This is a genomic window from Streptomyces sp. NPDC096152 (assembly GCF_044763235.1).
In the GTDB taxonomy this organism is placed as follows: domain Bacteria; phylum Actinomycetota; class Actinomycetes; order Streptomycetales; family Streptomycetaceae; genus Streptomyces.
Genome location: NZ_JBIWFW010000001.1, coordinates 684,568 through 699,346, shown reverse-complemented (window position 1 = coordinate 699,346; position 14,779 = coordinate 684,568). Strand labels below are relative to the sequence as shown.

The window sequence follows — 14,779 nt, the reverse complement described above, 5'->3', positions numbered from 1 at the left end:
ACCGACCGCGCGCCCGGCTACAGGCCGGACTCGGCGGTGCGCACCAGGATCCGGCGGCAGTTCTCGCAGCGTACGACCGTGTCGGGGGCGGCCGCGCGGATCTCGCTCAGCTCGGTGATGGCGAGCTCCTGGCGGCAGCCCTGGCAGGTGCGCTGGTACAGCTTCGCCGCGCCGATGCCGCCCTGCTGCGCGCGGAGCTTGTCGTACAGCTTGAGCAGGTCCGCGGGGACGGAGCCGGCGACGACCTCCCGCTCCTTGGTCACGGACGCCGCCTCGCCGTCGATCTCCTCGAAGGCCGCGTCCCGGCGCCCGGTCGCGTCGTCGATCTTGGACTGCACGGAGCCGACCCGCTCGGTCAGCTCGGCGACCCGCTCCTGCGCGGACTCGCGGCGCTCCATGACCTCCAGGACGACGTCCTCCAGGTCGCCCTGGCGCTTGGCGAGCGAGGCGATCTCGTGCTGGAGGTTCGACAGGTCCTTCGGCGAGGTGACGGCGCCGGAGTCGAGGCGCCGCTGGTCGCGGGCGGCGCGCTGGCGCACCTGGTCCACGTCCTGCTCGGCCTTGGTCTGCTCGCGGGCGGTGTCGCTCTCCTCGGTCTGCGCGGCCACCAGCAGGTCGCGCAGTTGCGTCAGATCCTTCGTCAGCGACTCGATCTCGGCGTGCTCGGGCAGGGACTTCCGCTTGTGCGCGAGCTGCTGCAGGCGGACGTCGAGGGCCTGGACGTCGAGCAGTCGGATCTGGTCGGCGGGCGCGGCATTCAGTTGGGGGCTCCCGGGGCATTCGAAGGGGTGCGCGAAGCGCTCGTTGGAAGGGTGGTGGCGGGCGACGGGCGGGCGGTGGCGATGGATGCCGCGTGGGCGGTCCAGGGGTCGGTGACCGTGGCGGAGACGTGCACGCGCAGGTCCCATCCGTGCCGGTCGGAGATTTCGTCGAGCTGGGTTGCGGCCAGCTCGCACCAGGGCCACTCGGTGGCCCAGTGCGCCGCGTCGAGCAGCGCGAGGGGGCTGTGGGCGGAGGCCGCCATGAACTCGGAGGCCGGGTGGTGGCGCAGGTCCGCGGTGAGGAAGGCGTCGGCGCCGGCGGCCCGTACGGCGTCGAAGAGGCTGTCGCCGGAGCCGCCGCTGACGGCGACCGTGCGGACGAGGGCCTCCGGGTCGCCGGCGACGCGGATGCCCTGCGCGGTGGCGGGCAGCCGCTCGGCCGCGCGCGCGGCGAACTCGCGGACGGTCAGCGGGTGGTCCAGCGCGCAGACGCGGCCCAGGCCGCGGCGGCCCTCCGGGTCGGTGGTGTCGGGCACCAGGGGCCGTACGACCCGCAGGTCCAGCGCGCCCGCGAGGGCGTCGGAGACGCCCGGGTCGGCGGTGTCCGCGTTGGTGTGCGCGACGTGCAGCGCGATGTCGTGCTTGATGAGGGTGTGCACCACGCGGCCCTTGAAGGTGGAGGCCGCGACCGTCGTCGTACCGCGCAGGTAGAGCGGGTGGTGGGTGACCAGCAGGTCCGCGCCCAGCTTCACCGCCTCGTCGACGATCTCCTGGACGGGGTCGACGGCGAACAGGACCCGGGTGACCTCCTGGTCGGGGTCGCCCACGACGGTGCCGACCGCGTCCCAGGACTCGGCCCGCTCGGCGGGCCACAGGTTCTCCAGCGCGGCGATGACTTCAGACAGACGGGGCACGGGTGCAAGGCTACCTGGCCGATCTCCGCGGCTGAACCGGTGCCGTCGCCCCGGCCCGGGGCGCGCGCGTCCAGCACACACGTCTCCACCCCCTCAGCAGAATCGCTTCTGCTCCACACTTATGTGTGAAGCCGCCGCCCGCCGCTCCTGCCGCCGCACCGACGAAAACTAGCGTCGTCACCGGAGGTGACCGACGATGACGGCCTGTGCCATCGAACCCACGGCGGACAACGAGCACGGCGGTACGCCGCAGGCAGGCTGCACGATCACGGCGGACGGAGCCTACGCGGCCCGGCTCGCGCGCAGCGGCGACTCCCTTTACCCGGAGCGCTGGACCCTGGACGGCCCCGAGCCCTACACGGTGCTGCTGCCCGGCGACCAGCCCGAGGAGGCCGGTACGGAGGTGCAGCCGATGGCCGACGGCCGGGTCCTCATCCGGCGGCCGACGGCCGGGCGGCACGCCTTCTCCCTGCTGTATCCGACCGGCCCCGGCACCGGCGAGCTGCCGCTCGGCGCGGTCGAGTGCCCGGAGGACACCGGCCTGCGGCTGCTGCCCCCTGCGCCCGACGGCGAGCGGGCCTACGCGCTCGCCGTCGGCCGGCGTTCCACGGCGGTGTGGCTGGTGGTGGGCGGCGCCCTGGGTCCCGAGCTGGTGGCCGAGGTGCCGGGGCACTGCTCGGGCGGGGTCTGGCTGGACCGCGCGGGACGGATGCTGGCCCTGGACCGGGAGGTCCTGGGGCGGACCAAGACGGTCGTGGTGGACCTCGGGCGCGACGGCGCGGTGTCGCCCCTGCTGCAGATCACGGCCGACAGCGACGACCGGCTGCTGCTCGCCGACCCGGACAGCGGGCTGCTGCTGATCCGCTCGGACGCGCCCTCTCCCGGGGAGGAACGGCTGGGCTGGGGCGTCCTCGGCAGCACCCTGCCGGTGCGCTTCCCGGAGTGCCTGCGGCTGCCGGACTGCGTGGTGACCCCGTTCGCCATCCAGCCGGGGCAGGTACTGACGCCGGAGCAGTGCGGGGTGGCGCTGCGCTGTGACGGCGCCCTCGGCAGCTGGGTCGGCGTGTGGCGCCCCGCCGGGCGGCGGGTGGTCCATCTGCCCGCGCCCGAGGGGTGGTTGACCGGGGCCGGGCTGTGGACCGCGGACGGGGCGCTGCGACTGCCGTACGCGACCGAGGCGGTGCCCTGCGGGGTGGCCGCGTGGGAGGCACCGCTGGGGCAGGCGTCGCCGCACCCGGCGGCGCGGGAGGGCTCCGCGGGCGGGGATGGGGAGCCGTCCGGCGCCGGGGAGCCGTCCGGTGGGGGCCTCCCGGACGCAGGGGAGCCCTCCGATGCCGGGGCCGGCGAAGGCGCCGGGGCGGGCGCCGCGCGGACGTCGGCCTCGGGCGACGGGACGGGCCCTTGTCCGGGCGGAGAACCGGACGCCGAACCCGCAGCGGCGGCGCGACCGCTGCCGCCGGAACCTGTCGCGCCCCGCCCGGTGCCGTTGCGGGAGGCGCCTCTGACGGACCGTATGGCGAGCAGGTAACGAAGTCGTGCCGGTCGGCGTGGCCGCCTGGATTTCGCCCGAGGTGTGCCGGTTAGACTCGCCCGGCTGTACGAAAGATGATGTTGACGGGGTGAATTCTTCCGATGAACGACGCCAGCACGAACCAGCCGCTGCCCGACGAGGGCGCCCAGGAGGCCACCGGTCACGGCAGGCACCGCGGTCCGGTCTCGTCCCAGGACGGCGAGACGGCCCCCAGCGGCCGCCACCGCAAGCCCGGCGGGGAGGTCCGAGCGGCCGCCTGACGGTGGACAGCGGACAGCAGACGGCGAAGGGTCCCGGACTTCCTGGAAGTCCGGGACCCTTCGCCGTTGTCGCGCTGTGCGCGGCGCGGGCCGAGGACCTCGACGGACGCGAACTTCTCCACCCTCCGGCGCGGCCCGCCCTGGTGACGAAGGCTGACGGTCCCTCCGGCGGTTGTGGCGTACCACCTCCGGGCGGTTCAGGTGTGTTCGACGGCGGTGTCGTCGAGGACGGGCGCGTCGTCCCGCTCGATTGCGCTCACGGCGACCCGCACGGCCCCCTTCTGCCGCCACATGCGGATGCGCAGGGTCTCGCCCGGGTACACCACCCCGGCGAAGCGCGTGGTGTACGAGCGGACCCGGGTCACGTCACCGCCGAGCAGGGTGTCGACGACGGCCTTCAGTGTCATGCCGTAGGTGCACAGCCCGTGCAGGATGGGCCGGTCGAACCCGGCGAGCCGCGCGAAGTCGGGGTCGGCGTGCAGCGGGTTGCAGTCGCCGCTCAGCCGGTAGAGGAGGGCCTGGTCCTCGCGGATCGGCCGCTCGACGGTCCGGTCCGGTGCGCCGGTGGGTTCCGCCAGGCGGGTGGAGGGGCCGCGGTCGCCGCCCCAGCCACCCTCCCCGCTGACGAAGATCCGGGCGTCGCTGGTCCACAGCGGCCCGTCGGCGTCGGTGACCTCGGTGCGCAGGACGAGGACGGCCGCCCTGCCCTTGTCGTGGACGGCGACGATCCGGCTGGTGGCGGTCGCCGTGCCACGCGCGGGGAGGGGCCGGTGCACGGTCAGCGCCTGGCCGCCGTGCAGCACCCGGGCGAGTTCGACCTCGACACCGGGCATGGACAGACCACTGATCACGCCGGGTGAGCCGCCCCCGGCGACGGTGGCGAAGCTCGGCAGGACGTGCAGCCTGGACTCCAGGGTGTAGCGCAGTTCGCCGGGGTCGGTGGCGGGGACGCCCGCGCCGATGCCGAGGTGGTAGAGCTGGACGTCCTTGGGAGTCCAGGAGATCTCGCCGGTCCGGGGCTCGGCGGCGAGGGCCTTGGCTGCGTCGATGGGCATGGGGCTCCTGACGGTCTCAAGACCCCGGCGCTGCCGTCCGCACCGTCGGCCGCACCGAGGTCGTCACGATGCCGCGGAACCCGACACTTCTAGAACGCGTTCCAGTCGGCGCCCTCTGTATAGCCCAGAGCCCGCCGGTTGTGAAGGCTGCTGACACCGCGTCAGGTAAATGGCGGGACGGTCCGGTCGGCCGTGACATTTGTCCTGCCGGAGAGGGGACAAGCGCATCTGCCGGGCGGGGCCCGGGACCTCGTAGCGTCGTGGTCATGGCGAAGAGGGACGGGCCGCAGCCGGGCGGGACACCGCGGGCCCTCGGTGCGATCCTCGTGCCGACCGCCTGGCTGCTCGCGTTTCGGTTCGTACGCCGCCCTGTCGTACCGCCGCGGCGCGGGCATTGTCTGACATCGGGGAAATTCGGGGAAATCCGGGGGAAGAGGACATGTCCTGGACGTGTGGCATCGCAGAGCAGAGGGAGAAGTCGCGGTCGACGCTGCGGCGAATGCGGGAGGGGCGGCGCCGCCGCGCGGAGGAGAAGCGGCGTCTCATGGCCGAGTGGCGGGCAGAACGCAAGGCCGGCAGGGCCGCCGAGAACCCGGGCCCGCCGCCCAACGGCTTCAGCCTGCTGCCGTGGCTGCTGATGGGAATGGGCGCCCTCTCCAACATCTTCCGGGGCCAGACGCCCAACCCGTGGATCGGTGCCCTGGGTCTGCTCGTCTTCAACTCCCTCTACGTGCACATCGCCTTCCGCGCCTTCCACCCACGCTGCCGCAACGCGGCGTCGACGCGGGTCGCCCTCGGCCTGCTGGCGGCGGCCGCCTGCGCGCTGGCGGCCGGCTACGGCGGCAACTGGCAGTTGTTCTTCCCACTGCTGGGCCTGGCGACGGGCGCCGTGCTGCGCGGCCCGCACCTGCGCTACGCCGGTCTGGCGGTGGCCGCGCTCGCCGGTGGGGTCAGCTGCGCCCGTGACGGCTGGGACGGAATCGGCATCGCGTACGCGACCTGGATCTCCACCATGGTGACGGCGGCGATCCTGTCCCTCTCCGAGGCGGTACGGGAACTGCGCGCCGCCCGCGGGGAGTTGGCCCGGCGCGCGGTGGAGCAGGAGCGGCTGCGCTTCTCCCGCGACCTGCACGACCTGCTCGGGCACACCCTGTCGGTGATCGTGGTGAAGTCGGAGGCGGCCCGGCGGCTCGCGCCGCGCGACATGGGGGCGGCGCTGACGCAGATCACGGACATCGAGTCCGTGGGTCGGCAGGCGCTCACCGAGATCCGCGAGGCCGTCACCGGCTACCGCGAGGGCAGCCTCAGCACCGAACTGGACCGGGCCCGTTCGGCGTTGACCGCGGCCGGCATCGAGCCCGTCGTGCGCCGGTCGGGGCCGCCGCTGACGCCGCAGACCGAGGCCCTGCTGAGCTGGGTGGTGCGGGAGGCGGTCACCAACGCCGTACGCCACAGTGGCGCGGCCCGCTGCGAGATCACCGTCGACGGCACGCCCGAACGCGTCCGGCTCGAAGCCGCCGACGACGGCGGGGGCGACGGCACCCCCGCCCCCGCCTCCACCTCCGCCCCGGCCCCGGCTCCGCCGGGCATCGGCGGCACCGGTCTGAAGGGCCTGACCGAGCGCCTCGCGGCGGCGGGCGGCTCCCTGCGGGCCGGCCCGTCGCCGCGCGGCGGCTTCACGGTCACCGCCGAACTCCCGGTGGACGCGGCGAACTTCACGGGGCCCGAGGAACAATTCGTTTGGTCCAGGGGGCCGGAGGAGCGACTGGCCCGGTCCACGGAGCCGGCGGAGCAACTCGCCCGGCCCACGCTCCACAGCGCCCGGCGCGAGGTGACTCCCAGCACCGGCCGTCACTCCGCACGACCGGACGACGGCATCGGCTCGGGTCCGCTCCCTACCCTTGACTCGTGAACGAGATGCCCCGGGACCACCGGCCCGCCCAGCCCGTCCGCATCCTGCTCGCCGAGGACCAGGGGATGATGCGCGGCGCCCTCGCCCTCCTGCTCGGCATGGAGGAGGACATGGAGGTCGTCGCCCAGGTCTCGGCGGGCGACGCGATCGTGGACGCCGCGCGGGTCCACCGGCCCGATGTGGCCCTGCTGGACATCGAACTGCCGGGCAGGAGCGGCCTGGACGCGGCCGCCGACCTGCGTGAGCAGGTGCCCGACTGCCGGGTGGTGATCCTGACCACCTTCGGCCGGCCCGGCTATCTGCGCCGCGCCATGGAGGCGGGCGCGGCGGGCTTCCTGGTCAAGGACGGCCCGGTGGAGGAACTGGCCGCCACCGTCCGCCGGGTGCTCACCGGCGAGACGGTGGTCGACCCGGCACTCGCCGCGGCCGCCCTCAGCGCCGGGCCCAACCCGCTCACCGGCCGGGAGTGCGACGTGCTGAAGGCCTCGGCGGACGGCGCGACGGTCGGCGACATCGCCGCCCGGCTGCACCTGTCGGAGTCCACCGTCCGCAACTACCTGTCCGCCGCGATCGGCAAGACCGGCACCCGCAATCGCATGGAGGCGATGCGGGAGGCACGGCAGCAGGGGTGGCTGTAGGGAGCCGTGGGCGGACGCCGACGGGGCGTTCGGACCCGCCGCCCCGGTCCCCGTGCCCGGGACCGCACCGCCGCCGGAGGCCCCGGCGCCGGACGGGACGGCGCCGCCGCCGTGCGGCCCCCCGGCACCCGATCGGGGCCGGCCCGCCCCCGCGCACGGTGGTGCGGTGGGAAGGGCCGGAGTGGACGCCGGGGTGGCGCGTCCTGGGCTCAGTCGATGATCGCGTTCCGCAGAGCGGTCACGTCGCAGGGGACCTGGACCCGGGCCTGAGCCTGGGCCGACGCCGCGGGCAGCGCCACCAGGCACAGCCCGAGGCCGAGCGCGGCGGACACACCGCACGGGCGCACCTAGGACTTCATGGACGGGCTTCCTTGTCTGTCGAGGACGCGAGCACGGCCGCGAGCTCACAGCGCCGACTCAGGCACATGGGGTGATCGGCCGGCCGCAAAGGTCATGGGTATCCCGTGCGGATACGACCCGCACGGCGGGACGTCCGTACGGCCGAACGCCGCACGACGTACCGCCGAAGAGCTGACGCAGCGTCAGGACATTGCGGAACGGTCAAGAAATCGTTAGTACGCCAAAGCATCGGAATAGGCGCCCGGACGTACGGGGTTCACCGAGGGCTACCCGCACGGTTGATCACCGACCCCTCTCCCCGGCCCGGAGGCCCCACTTCATGACGCTCACGACGACCGACCGGCCCGCGCTGAGCGCGAGCGGGGCACTCGTCCCCGTACTCGCCTTCGCGGGCATCGTTGTCGCGGTGATGCAGACCCTGCTCGTCCCGGTCATCAAGGACCTGCCGCAACTGCTGGACACCGCGCCCAGCAACGCGACCTGGGTGCTGACCTCGACCCTGCTCTCGGGCGCGGTGGCCACGCCGATCATGGGCCGCCTGGGCGACCTGTACGGCAAGCGGCGGATGCTGATCGCGAGCCTCGCGGTGATGGTGGTGGGCGCGCTGGTCAGCGCGTTCACCAGCACCCTGCTGCCCATGATCGTCGGCCGTACGCTCCAGGGCTTCGCGATGGGCGCCATCCCGCTCGGCATCGGCCTGATGCGGGACATGCTGCCGCGCGAGCGGCTCGGCTCGGCGATGGCGCTGATGAGCTCCTCGATCGGCGTCGGCGGCGGCCTCGCGCTGCCCGCGGCGGCCCTGGTCGCCCAGCACGCGAACTGGCACGCCCTCTTCTACGGCGCCGCCGGCCTCGGTGTGCTCTCCATCGTCCTGACCCTCCTCGTCGTACCCGAGTCCCCGATGCGCGCCCGGGGCTCCTTCGACCTGCTCGGCGCGCTCGGCCTGTCCGCCGGGCTCGTCCTGCTCCTGCTGCCCGTCACCAAGGGCAGCGACTGGGGCTGGTCCTCCGGCAGGACGCTCGGCATGTTCGCCGCCGCCCTCGCCGTACTGCTGCTGTGGGGCGTGCTGGAGCTGCGCCTCAAGGCCCCGCTGGTAGACCTGCGCACCACCGCCCGCCGCGAGGTGCTGCTGACCAACCTCGCCTCGATCATGGTCGGCGTCAGCTTCTACGTCGTCTCGCTCGTCCTGCCCCAGCTGCTCCAGCTCCCCGAGGCCACCGGCTACGGCCTGGGCCGGTCGATGGTGGAGGCGGGTCTGTGCGTGGCCCCCCTGGGCCTGACGATGATGTTCACGGCGCCGCTCTACGCCCGCCTGTCCACCCGCTACGGCCCCAAGCTGACCCTGATCCTCGGTCTGCTGGTCATCGCGGCCGGCTACGGCGGCGGCCTCGGCCTGATGGACGCGGCCTGGCAGACGGTGGTCACCTCGGTGGTCCTCGGCGCGGGCATCGGCCTCGCGTACTCGTCCCTGCCCGCCCTCATCGTCGGCGCGGTCCCGGCCTCCGAGACCGGCGCGGCCAACGGCCTCAACACCCTGATGCGGTCCATCGGCACCTCGGTGTCGAGCGCCGTGATCGGCATGGTGCTGGCGAACACCGCGCACCCCGTCGGCGGCGTGGCGGTCCCGACGATGCACGGCTTCCGCGTCTCCTTCCTGATCGCGACGGCCGCCGTGGCCCTCGGCCTGGTCCTGGCCCTGTGCCTGCCGAGCCCGAACCGGTCGGCGCGGCCGCAGCTGCGGGCGAGCAGCGAGGAGGACGCCAACCTGGAACGCGCGCAGGAGGTGCTGCGCGGCTTCCGCGGGCGGGTCCTGGGCGCCGACGGGGCGCCGGTCCCGCGCGCCAAGGTCACGCTGATCGACCGCCGCGGCCGCCAGGCGGGGGCCACGCTCTCCGCGGCGGACGGCAGCTACGCCCTCGCCGTCCCGGCCGAGGGCCCCTACGTGCTGGCCGCCCGCGCCACCGGGCACGGCCCGCACGCCTCCTCGGCGACCCACACCGGCGACGACCGCCCGGTCGACCTGGACCTGTCCCTGCCGGGCGAGACGGTCACCGCGTGAGCGCCCGCGCCTGAGACCCACACCACCCGCACCCTCCGTCGCCCCGCCGGCAGAGGGTGCGGCAGCATGGGGCACCTCACGCACGTACGACCGGAAGGACCCCCATGCCCGCGGCACCCAAGCCGGACACCCTGGCCGCGTTCGAGGCCGCCAAGGGGTTCATGCCCACCGACGAGGGGCTCGCGCTGTACGCGGCCGCCGTGGAGGCCGGACGGCTCGGGCTGCCGCTGCTGGAGGTCGGCACCTACTGCGGGCGCTCCACGATCCTGCTGGCCGACGCGGCCCGGCAGTCCGGGGTCACCGCGCTCACCGTCGACCACCACCGCGGCAGCGAGGAGCAGCAGCCCGGCTGGGAGTACCACGACCCGGAGACGGTCGACCCGGAGATCGGCCTGATGGACACGCTGCCCACGTTCCGGCGCACCCTGCACCGGGCGGGCCTGGAGGAGCACGTGGTGGCGCTGGTCGGCCGCTCGCCGCAGATCGCCGCGTTCTGGAACACCCCGCTCGGCCTGGTGTTCGTCGACGGCGGCCACACCGACGAGCACGCCGCCGCCGACTACGAGGGCTGGGCGCCCCATGTCGCCGAGGGCGGCCTCCTCGTCATCCACGACGTGTTCCCGGACCCGGCGGACGAGTTCACCGGCCAGGCCCCGTACCGCGTCTACCTCCGGGCCCTGGAGTCGGCCGAGTTCACCGAGCTCCCGGCGACCGGCTCGCTGCGCGTCCTGCGGCGAACGCGGGAGCCGGTCCGCACCTCCTGAGCCTTCCCCCCGGCCGCGCCCCGCCCCTATGGGGCCCCGGTTTCGCACCGCACGGGGCCCGGGTGACCGGCTCGCACCGGACGCGGGACCCCGGTTTCGCACCGCACGGGGCCCCGGGTGACCGGCTCGCACCGGACGCGGGACCGCGATCCCGCGCCAGCCCTCCGGCACCGGACGCGGGGCCCCGATCCCGCGCCAGCCCCCGGGTGACCGGCTCGGGCCGTGTGCACCGTGGCCGGCCGCTAGGGTGGCTGACGTGTCGTACCTAGGCCCGGACTTCGATCCCCCGCAGCCCCGCCGCTCCCGGCGCGCGCCCCTGATCGTCGCGCTCGCCGCGCTGGTGCCCGGCGGGCTGCTCGGCTGGGTCGTGTACGAGGCGGTGGGCAAGGACGGTTCCGGGGGCGGCGCGGACCGGGCCGGCGCGCGACCGGCCACGAGCGCTCCCCCGCCAGCCCCGGCCTCCTCCCCCGGCGACGACTCCAAGCAGCCGGGCGCCTCCCCGACGCCGTCGCGGAGCGCGGAGCCCTCCGCCTCCGCGCCCGCCGCCTCCGGCTCCCTCAAGGGCAAGGTCGTCGTCATCGACCCGGGGCACAACCCCGGCAACTTCCGGCACACCGGCGAGATCAACCGTCAGGTGGACATCGGCACCAACCGCAAGGAGTGCGACACCACGGGCACGTCCACCAACTCCGGCTACACCGAGGCCCGGTTCAGCCTGGATCTCGCGCACCGGCTGCGCGCACTGCTCCAGCAGCAGGGCGCCACGGTGAAGCTGACGCACGACGGGGACTCCCCGGCCTGGGGCCCGTGCGTGGACGAGCGGGCACGGATCGGCAACGCCGCGCACGCGGACGCGGCGATCTCCCTGCACGCCGACGGCGCCGCCGCGGGCGACCGCGGCTTCCACGTCATCCTCCCCGCGTCCGTGCACGCCGGCCGTGCCGACACCCGCCCGATCGCCGCCGCCTCGCGCGACCTCGGCGAGCGGGTCGCGGGCAACTTCGTTCGTGTCACGGGGAACGCGCCGTCCAACTACATCGGCGGCGGCACCGGACTCGTCACACGGAAGGACCTGGGCGGTCTCAATCTGTCAACGGTTCCGAAGGTGTTCATCGAGTGCGGCAACATGCGCGATAGCAAGGACGCGGCGCTGCTGACCAGCGGCGCCTGGCGGCAGAAGGCGGCGCAGGGGATCTCTGAGGGAATCGTGAGTTTCCTGCGCGGGTCGTGACCGGGGCGCTGATCCCGGCGGACACCCTCTCGGGACGGACGATAGTGTCGTCCCTACGATGAGGGGCCACCCCCGCGCTTCGCACCGGGGCCTGACGGCGACCCGGTGACGGCGACGCCTCTACCGACGACGAGACGACCTGTGAAGGACCTGAAGTGAATATCCGCTCCCTCACTCGAGGCGACGGCGTGGTGATCGGAGCAGCGGTGTTGCTGTTCATCGCGTCGTTCCTCGACTTGTACGACACGAGCTTCGTCAGCAGCGGCAACGCCTGGGACGGACTCGGTCTGGGCCTGGGCACCTACATGGGCGGAGTCGTCGGCGCCGCGCTGATCGTCGTCAACCGCTGCCTGCCGCAGCCCCGCAAGGTGGCGGGCCTGGACCTGGGCACGGTCGGGGCGGCCTTCACGATCCTCGTGGCGTGGACCCTGTTCTGGCAGCTGGTGGACACCCCCGGCTCGATCAGCGCCGGCGCGGGCCTCATCCTCGGCTTCGTCGCGGCCCTGGTCCTGGCCGGTGCCGCCGTCGCCACCCCGCTGGTCCCCGCCCTCCAGGCCGCGCTCGTCCCGGCCCCCAAGCCCGCCGCGCCGCAGCCCTACGGGGCGCAGCCGCAGGGCGGTTACGGCTACCCGGGCGCCCAGCAGCAGCCCTTCGGCGGCCAGCCGCAGCAGACCCAGCCCTTCGGAGGGCAGCCGCAGCAGCAGGCCCCTCAGCCGGCCGCGCCCTTCTCGCCGTTCTGGTTCGCGGTGCCGGCCCCGCGTCCGCTGTTCGCGGAGGACGGCTCGTCGCAGATCGCCGAACTGGCGCCGGGTGTGTGGTACTTGGCGGTGGAGCAGCGCGGCCAGGGCCTGCTGGCCGAGATGCAGGACGGCCGCCGCGGTGTCCTGCAGGACGCGTCCAGCATCCAGCGCGGCTGAGTCCTTCCGCCGTCGGCACGGCACCACGGCCCCTCGCCCTTCCGGGCGGGGGGCCGTCGCCGTACCGTCGCGGGGCGTTTGCACAACTGACCTATGTCGTCGACAAGTCGAAGGGGACATGGAACTCGGGCCGTCCCCGGACCCGGGCACGCCGCGGGTCCGGGCCGAGCTCGACCCTGAGGCGGCCCGCCCCGGCGCCGAAGGTTTCAATCAGGCCACCGGGGCCAGAAGGAAGCCATGTCCCCTTATCACAGCGGTTCCAACTCCGCCGGAAGAGTCATCGCGATGATCGCGGACGTGCTGGCCTTCATCCTCGGCCTGTGGATCCTGATGTATCTGCTGGACGCCAACCGGGCCAACGAACTGGTCCAGTTCGTCCACAACGCGGCCGACGTGCTGGCCGGCTGGTCACGTGACCTGTTCACCTTCAACGAGGCATGGGCCCGGGTCGTCGCCGGCTACGGCCTGGCCGCGGTGGTCTACCTGTTCGTGGGGCACGCCATCGCCGGCCGTATGCGCGGCTGACCCGTCAGCCGCAGCAGTCCGGGTCCAGCCCCCTCGGCAGCCGGTCGGCGCTGAAGACGGTGCAGGTGGCCTCGTCTCCGCCGAGCGCGGCGACGGCGAGGAGGAGGGACCCGGCGGTCCACGTGGTGAGCTCCCGCGGCCAGATCGCGGCGTCCTCGAAGACGTAGCCCGTCCAGTACAGGCCGGTCTCCGGATCGCGCAGGTGCTGGATGGACTTGAGGACGTCCAGGGCGCGGTCGGACTCCCCCACCGCCCAGAGCGTCAGGGCCAGTTCGGCGGACTCGCCACCGGTCACCCACGGGTTGGGCACCACGCAGCGCACCCCGAGTCCGGGCACCACGAAGCGGTCCCAGCCGGACTCTATGCGCTCCTTGGCCTCCACGCCGGTGAGCGCGCCGCCCAGCACCGGGTAGTACCAGTCCATCGAGTAGCGGTCCTTGTCCAGGAACCGCTCCGGGTGCCGGCGGATCGCGTGCCGCAACGCGCCGACCGCCAACTCCCAGTCCGGCTGCGGCTCTTCCCGCTGCTCGGCGATGGCGAGCGCGCAGCACAGCGCGTGGTGGATCGAGGAACTGCCGGTCAGCAGCGCGTCCGCCGTGGCCGTGCCGTCGTCCTCCCGCTTCCAGCCGATCTGGCCGCCCGGCTGCTGCGTGCTCAGCACGAACTCGACCGCCGCGTAGACCACCGGCCACATCCGGTCCAGGAACGCGTCGTCGCCGGTGGACAGGTAGTGGTGCCACACCCCGACGGCCGGGTAGGCGACGAAGTTCGTCTCGCGGCCCCGGTCGGTGACGTCGTCGTGGGCTCCGTCGGCGTACGCCGCGTACCAGGAGCCGTCCGCCTGCTGGTGCCGCGCCAGCCAGGTGTAGGCCCGCTCGGCCGCCTCGTGCTCGCCCGCCGCGTCCAGCGCCATCGCCGCCTCGACGTGGTCCCACGGGTCGAGGTGGTGCCCGCGGAACCACGGGATCGCCCCGTCCTCCCGCTGCACGGCGAGGATGCCGCGCACCGTCGCGGCGGCCTCCTCCGCGGTGAGGACTCCGGGCAGGACCAGGTGTTCCGTGCGGGGAGTGGTCACTTGGCGGCCGCCCGGGGGAGGTGGGGCTTGGTCGCGTACGCCACGAAGCTCTTGCCGATCAGCGGGTTCAGCGCCTGCTCGGCGACCCGCGTGGCCAGCGGCTTCTTCATGATGTCCCAGACCAGCAGCTTGTGGTACGCCCGCACCGGCAGGGCCTTGTCGTTGTCGACGCCGAAGGCGCACTTCAGCCACCAGTACGGCGAGTGCAGCGCGTGCGCGTGGTGCGAGCCGTACGGCCTGAGGCCCGCTCCCCGCATCTTGGCGAGCAGTTCGTCGGCCTTGTAGATGCGGATGTGGCCGCCCTCGACCTCGTGGTAGGCGTCGGACAGGGCCCAGCAGACCTTCTCCGGGCCGTAGCGCGGGACGGTGACCGCGATCCGGCCGCCCGGCCTCAGCACCCGCACCATCTCGGCGAGTACGCCCTTGTCGTCCGGGATGTGCTCCATCACCTCGGAGATGATGACGACGTCGAAGGACTCGTCCGGGAAGGGCAGCGCGAGGGCGTCGCCCTCCATCGCCGTCGCGGTCGCGCCCGCAGGGGCCTCGCCCGCCTCCTTCATCGCGGCGAACCACTTGGCGACCTCGCGGATCTCCTCGCCGTTCCGGTCGAGGGCCACGACCTGGGCGCCGCGCCGGTAGCACTCGAACGCGTGCCGTCCGGCACCGCAGCCGAGATCCAGGACGCGGTCGCCCGGGGCGAGCGGGAACCGGGAGAAGTCGACGGTCAGCACGTGCTCCTGCTTTCGCGGTTGGAATCGACGTCGGTCATCTGGGGTG

General features: G+C 73.8%; 15 protein-coding genes. 9 read left to right on the top strand and 6 right to left on the bottom strand.

The window, feature by feature from the left end; all coding sequences use genetic code 11:
• Positions 1-17 precede the first annotated feature (17 nt).
• Both ACIQ9G_RS03065 and ACIQ9G_RS03060 read right to left on the bottom strand, forming a co-directional pair.
• Positions 18-761, bottom strand: coding sequence for a zinc ribbon domain-containing protein (locus ACIQ9G_RS03065; protein ID WP_403606752.1), 744 nt, complete (start codon positions 759-761; stop codon positions 18-20).
• Positions 758-1,675, bottom strand: a complete 918-nt coding sequence (locus tag ACIQ9G_RS03060; RefSeq protein WP_403605382.1) for a Nif3-like dinuclear metal center hexameric protein — start codon at positions 1,673-1,675, stop codon at positions 758-760. The genes ACIQ9G_RS03065 and ACIQ9G_RS03060 overlap by 4 nt, the downstream gene beginning before the upstream one ends.
• A gap of 196 nt (positions 1,676-1,871) precedes the next feature.
• On the opposite strand from ACIQ9G_RS03060, the gene ACIQ9G_RS03055 reads away from it, so the two are divergent.
• Entirely contained in the window at positions 1,872-3,203 is a 1,332-nt protein-coding gene (locus ACIQ9G_RS03055; protein WP_403605379.1) for a hypothetical protein, read from the top strand.
• A gap of 104 nt (positions 3,204-3,307) precedes the next feature.
• A complete protein-coding gene (locus ACIQ9G_RS03050; RefSeq protein ID WP_403605376.1) occupies positions 3,308-3,466 on the top strand; it encodes a hypothetical protein in 159 nt (52 codons plus the stop codon).
• 197 nt (positions 3,467-3,663) lie between these two features.
• Here ACIQ9G_RS03050 and ACIQ9G_RS03045 read toward each other — a convergent pair whose 3' ends face one another.
• Complete coding sequence (locus ACIQ9G_RS03045; RefSeq protein ID WP_403605373.1) at positions 3,664-4,521, bottom strand: MaoC/PaaZ C-terminal domain-containing protein; 858 nt, start codon at positions 4,519-4,521, stop codon at positions 3,664-3,666.
• A gap of 439 nt (positions 4,522-4,960) precedes the next feature.
• Here ACIQ9G_RS03045 and ACIQ9G_RS03040 point away from each other — a divergent pair, with 439 nt between their 5' ends.
• Together ACIQ9G_RS03040 and ACIQ9G_RS03035 are read left to right on the top strand one after the other, a co-directional pair.
• A complete protein-coding gene (locus ACIQ9G_RS03040) occupies positions 4,961-6,433 on the top strand; it encodes a sensor histidine kinase (RefSeq protein ID WP_403605370.1) in 1,473 nt (490 codons plus the stop codon).
• Between the two features lie 5 nt (positions 6,434-6,438).
• Positions 6,439-7,071, top strand: a complete 633-nt coding sequence (locus ACIQ9G_RS03035) for a response regulator (RefSeq protein ID WP_403606750.1) — start codon at positions 6,439-6,441, stop codon at positions 7,069-7,071.
• Between the two features lie 209 nt (positions 7,072-7,280).
• Here the strand turns inward: ACIQ9G_RS03035 and ACIQ9G_RS03030 are convergent, their stop codons facing one another.
• Entirely contained in the window at positions 7,281-7,403 is a 123-nt protein-coding gene (locus ACIQ9G_RS03030) for a hypothetical protein (RefSeq protein ID WP_403605367.1), read from the bottom strand.
• 347 nt (positions 7,404-7,750) lie between these two features.
• Here ACIQ9G_RS03030 and ACIQ9G_RS03025 point away from each other — a divergent pair, with 347 nt between their 5' ends.
• The 5 genes from ACIQ9G_RS03025 to ACIQ9G_RS03005 all read left to right on the top strand — a co-directional run bounded on the left by ACIQ9G_RS03025 (position 7,751) and on the right by ACIQ9G_RS03005 (position 12,927).
• The gene (locus ACIQ9G_RS03025; protein ID WP_403605364.1) at positions 7,751-9,490 is read left to right on the top strand and encodes an MFS transporter; all 1,740 of its coding nucleotides are present in this window, start codon (positions 7,751-7,753) and stop codon (positions 9,488-9,490) included.
• Between the two features lie 104 nt (positions 9,491-9,594).
• Positions 9,595-10,254 carry a class I SAM-dependent methyltransferase gene (locus ACIQ9G_RS03020; protein WP_403605361.1) on the top strand — a complete coding sequence of 220 codons (660 nt, stop codon included), beginning with the start codon at positions 9,595-9,597 and terminating at the stop codon, positions 10,252-10,254.
• A gap of 256 nt (positions 10,255-10,510) precedes the next feature.
• Positions 10,511-11,485, top strand: coding sequence for an N-acetylmuramoyl-L-alanine amidase (locus ACIQ9G_RS03015; RefSeq protein ID WP_403605358.1), 975 nt, complete (start codon positions 10,511-10,513; stop codon positions 11,483-11,485).
• Between the two features lie 188 nt (positions 11,486-11,673).
• Positions 11,674-12,402 (top strand): hypothetical protein, encoded by a 729-nt coding sequence (locus ACIQ9G_RS03010; protein ID WP_403605355.1) that lies wholly within the window; start codon positions 11,674-11,676, stop codon positions 12,400-12,402.
• 237 nt (positions 12,403-12,639) lie between these two features.
• Positions 12,640-12,927 (top strand): hypothetical protein, encoded by a 288-nt coding sequence (locus ACIQ9G_RS03005; protein ID WP_356185741.1) that lies wholly within the window; start codon positions 12,640-12,642, stop codon positions 12,925-12,927.
• Between the two features lie 4 nt (positions 12,928-12,931).
• On the opposite strand, the gene ACIQ9G_RS03000 is transcribed toward ACIQ9G_RS03005, so the two are convergent.
• Together ACIQ9G_RS03000 and ACIQ9G_RS02995 are read right to left on the bottom strand one after the other, a co-directional pair.
• A complete protein-coding gene (locus ACIQ9G_RS03000; protein ID WP_403605351.1) occupies positions 12,932-14,002 on the bottom strand; it encodes a prenyltransferase/squalene oxidase repeat-containing protein in 1,071 nt (356 codons plus the stop codon).
• Positions 13,999-14,733, bottom strand: a complete 735-nt coding sequence (locus tag ACIQ9G_RS02995) for a class I SAM-dependent methyltransferase (RefSeq protein ID WP_356185736.1) — start codon at positions 14,731-14,733, stop codon at positions 13,999-14,001. The genes ACIQ9G_RS03000 and ACIQ9G_RS02995 overlap by 4 nt, the downstream gene beginning before the upstream one ends.
• Between the last annotated feature and the right edge of the window lie 46 nt (positions 14,734-14,779).

What these genes read in the sequence shown, in the direction of transcription:
- ACIQ9G_RS03020 (WP_403605361.1), top strand. Translation starts at nt 9,595, where the DNA reads ATGCCCGCGGCACCCAAGCCGGACACCCTGGCCGCGTTCGAGGCCGCC.
- ACIQ9G_RS03055 (WP_403605379.1), top strand. Translation starts at nt 1,872, where the DNA reads ATGACGGCCTGTGCCATCGAACCCACGGCGGACAACGAGCACGGCGGT.
- ACIQ9G_RS03050 (WP_403605376.1), top strand. Translation starts at nt 3,308, where the DNA reads ATGAACGACGCCAGCACGAACCAGCCGCTGCCCGACGAGGGCGCCCAG.
- ACIQ9G_RS03035 (WP_403606750.1), top strand. Translation starts at nt 6,439, where the DNA reads ATGCCCCGGGACCACCGGCCCGCCCAGCCCGTCCGCATCCTGCTCGCC.
- ACIQ9G_RS03025 (WP_403605364.1), top strand. Translation starts at nt 7,751, where the DNA reads ATGACGCTCACGACGACCGACCGGCCCGCGCTGAGCGCGAGCGGGGCA.
- ACIQ9G_RS03045 (WP_403605373.1), bottom strand. Translation starts at nt 4,521, where the DNA reads ATGCCCATCGACGCAGCCAAGGCCCTCGCCGCCGAGCCCCGGACCGGC.
- ACIQ9G_RS03040 (WP_403605370.1), top strand. Translation starts at nt 4,961, where the DNA reads ATGTCCTGGACGTGTGGCATCGCAGAGCAGAGGGAGAAGTCGCGGTCG.
- ACIQ9G_RS03005 (WP_356185741.1), top strand. Translation starts at nt 12,640, where the DNA reads ATGTCCCCTTATCACAGCGGTTCCAACTCCGCCGGAAGAGTCATCGCG.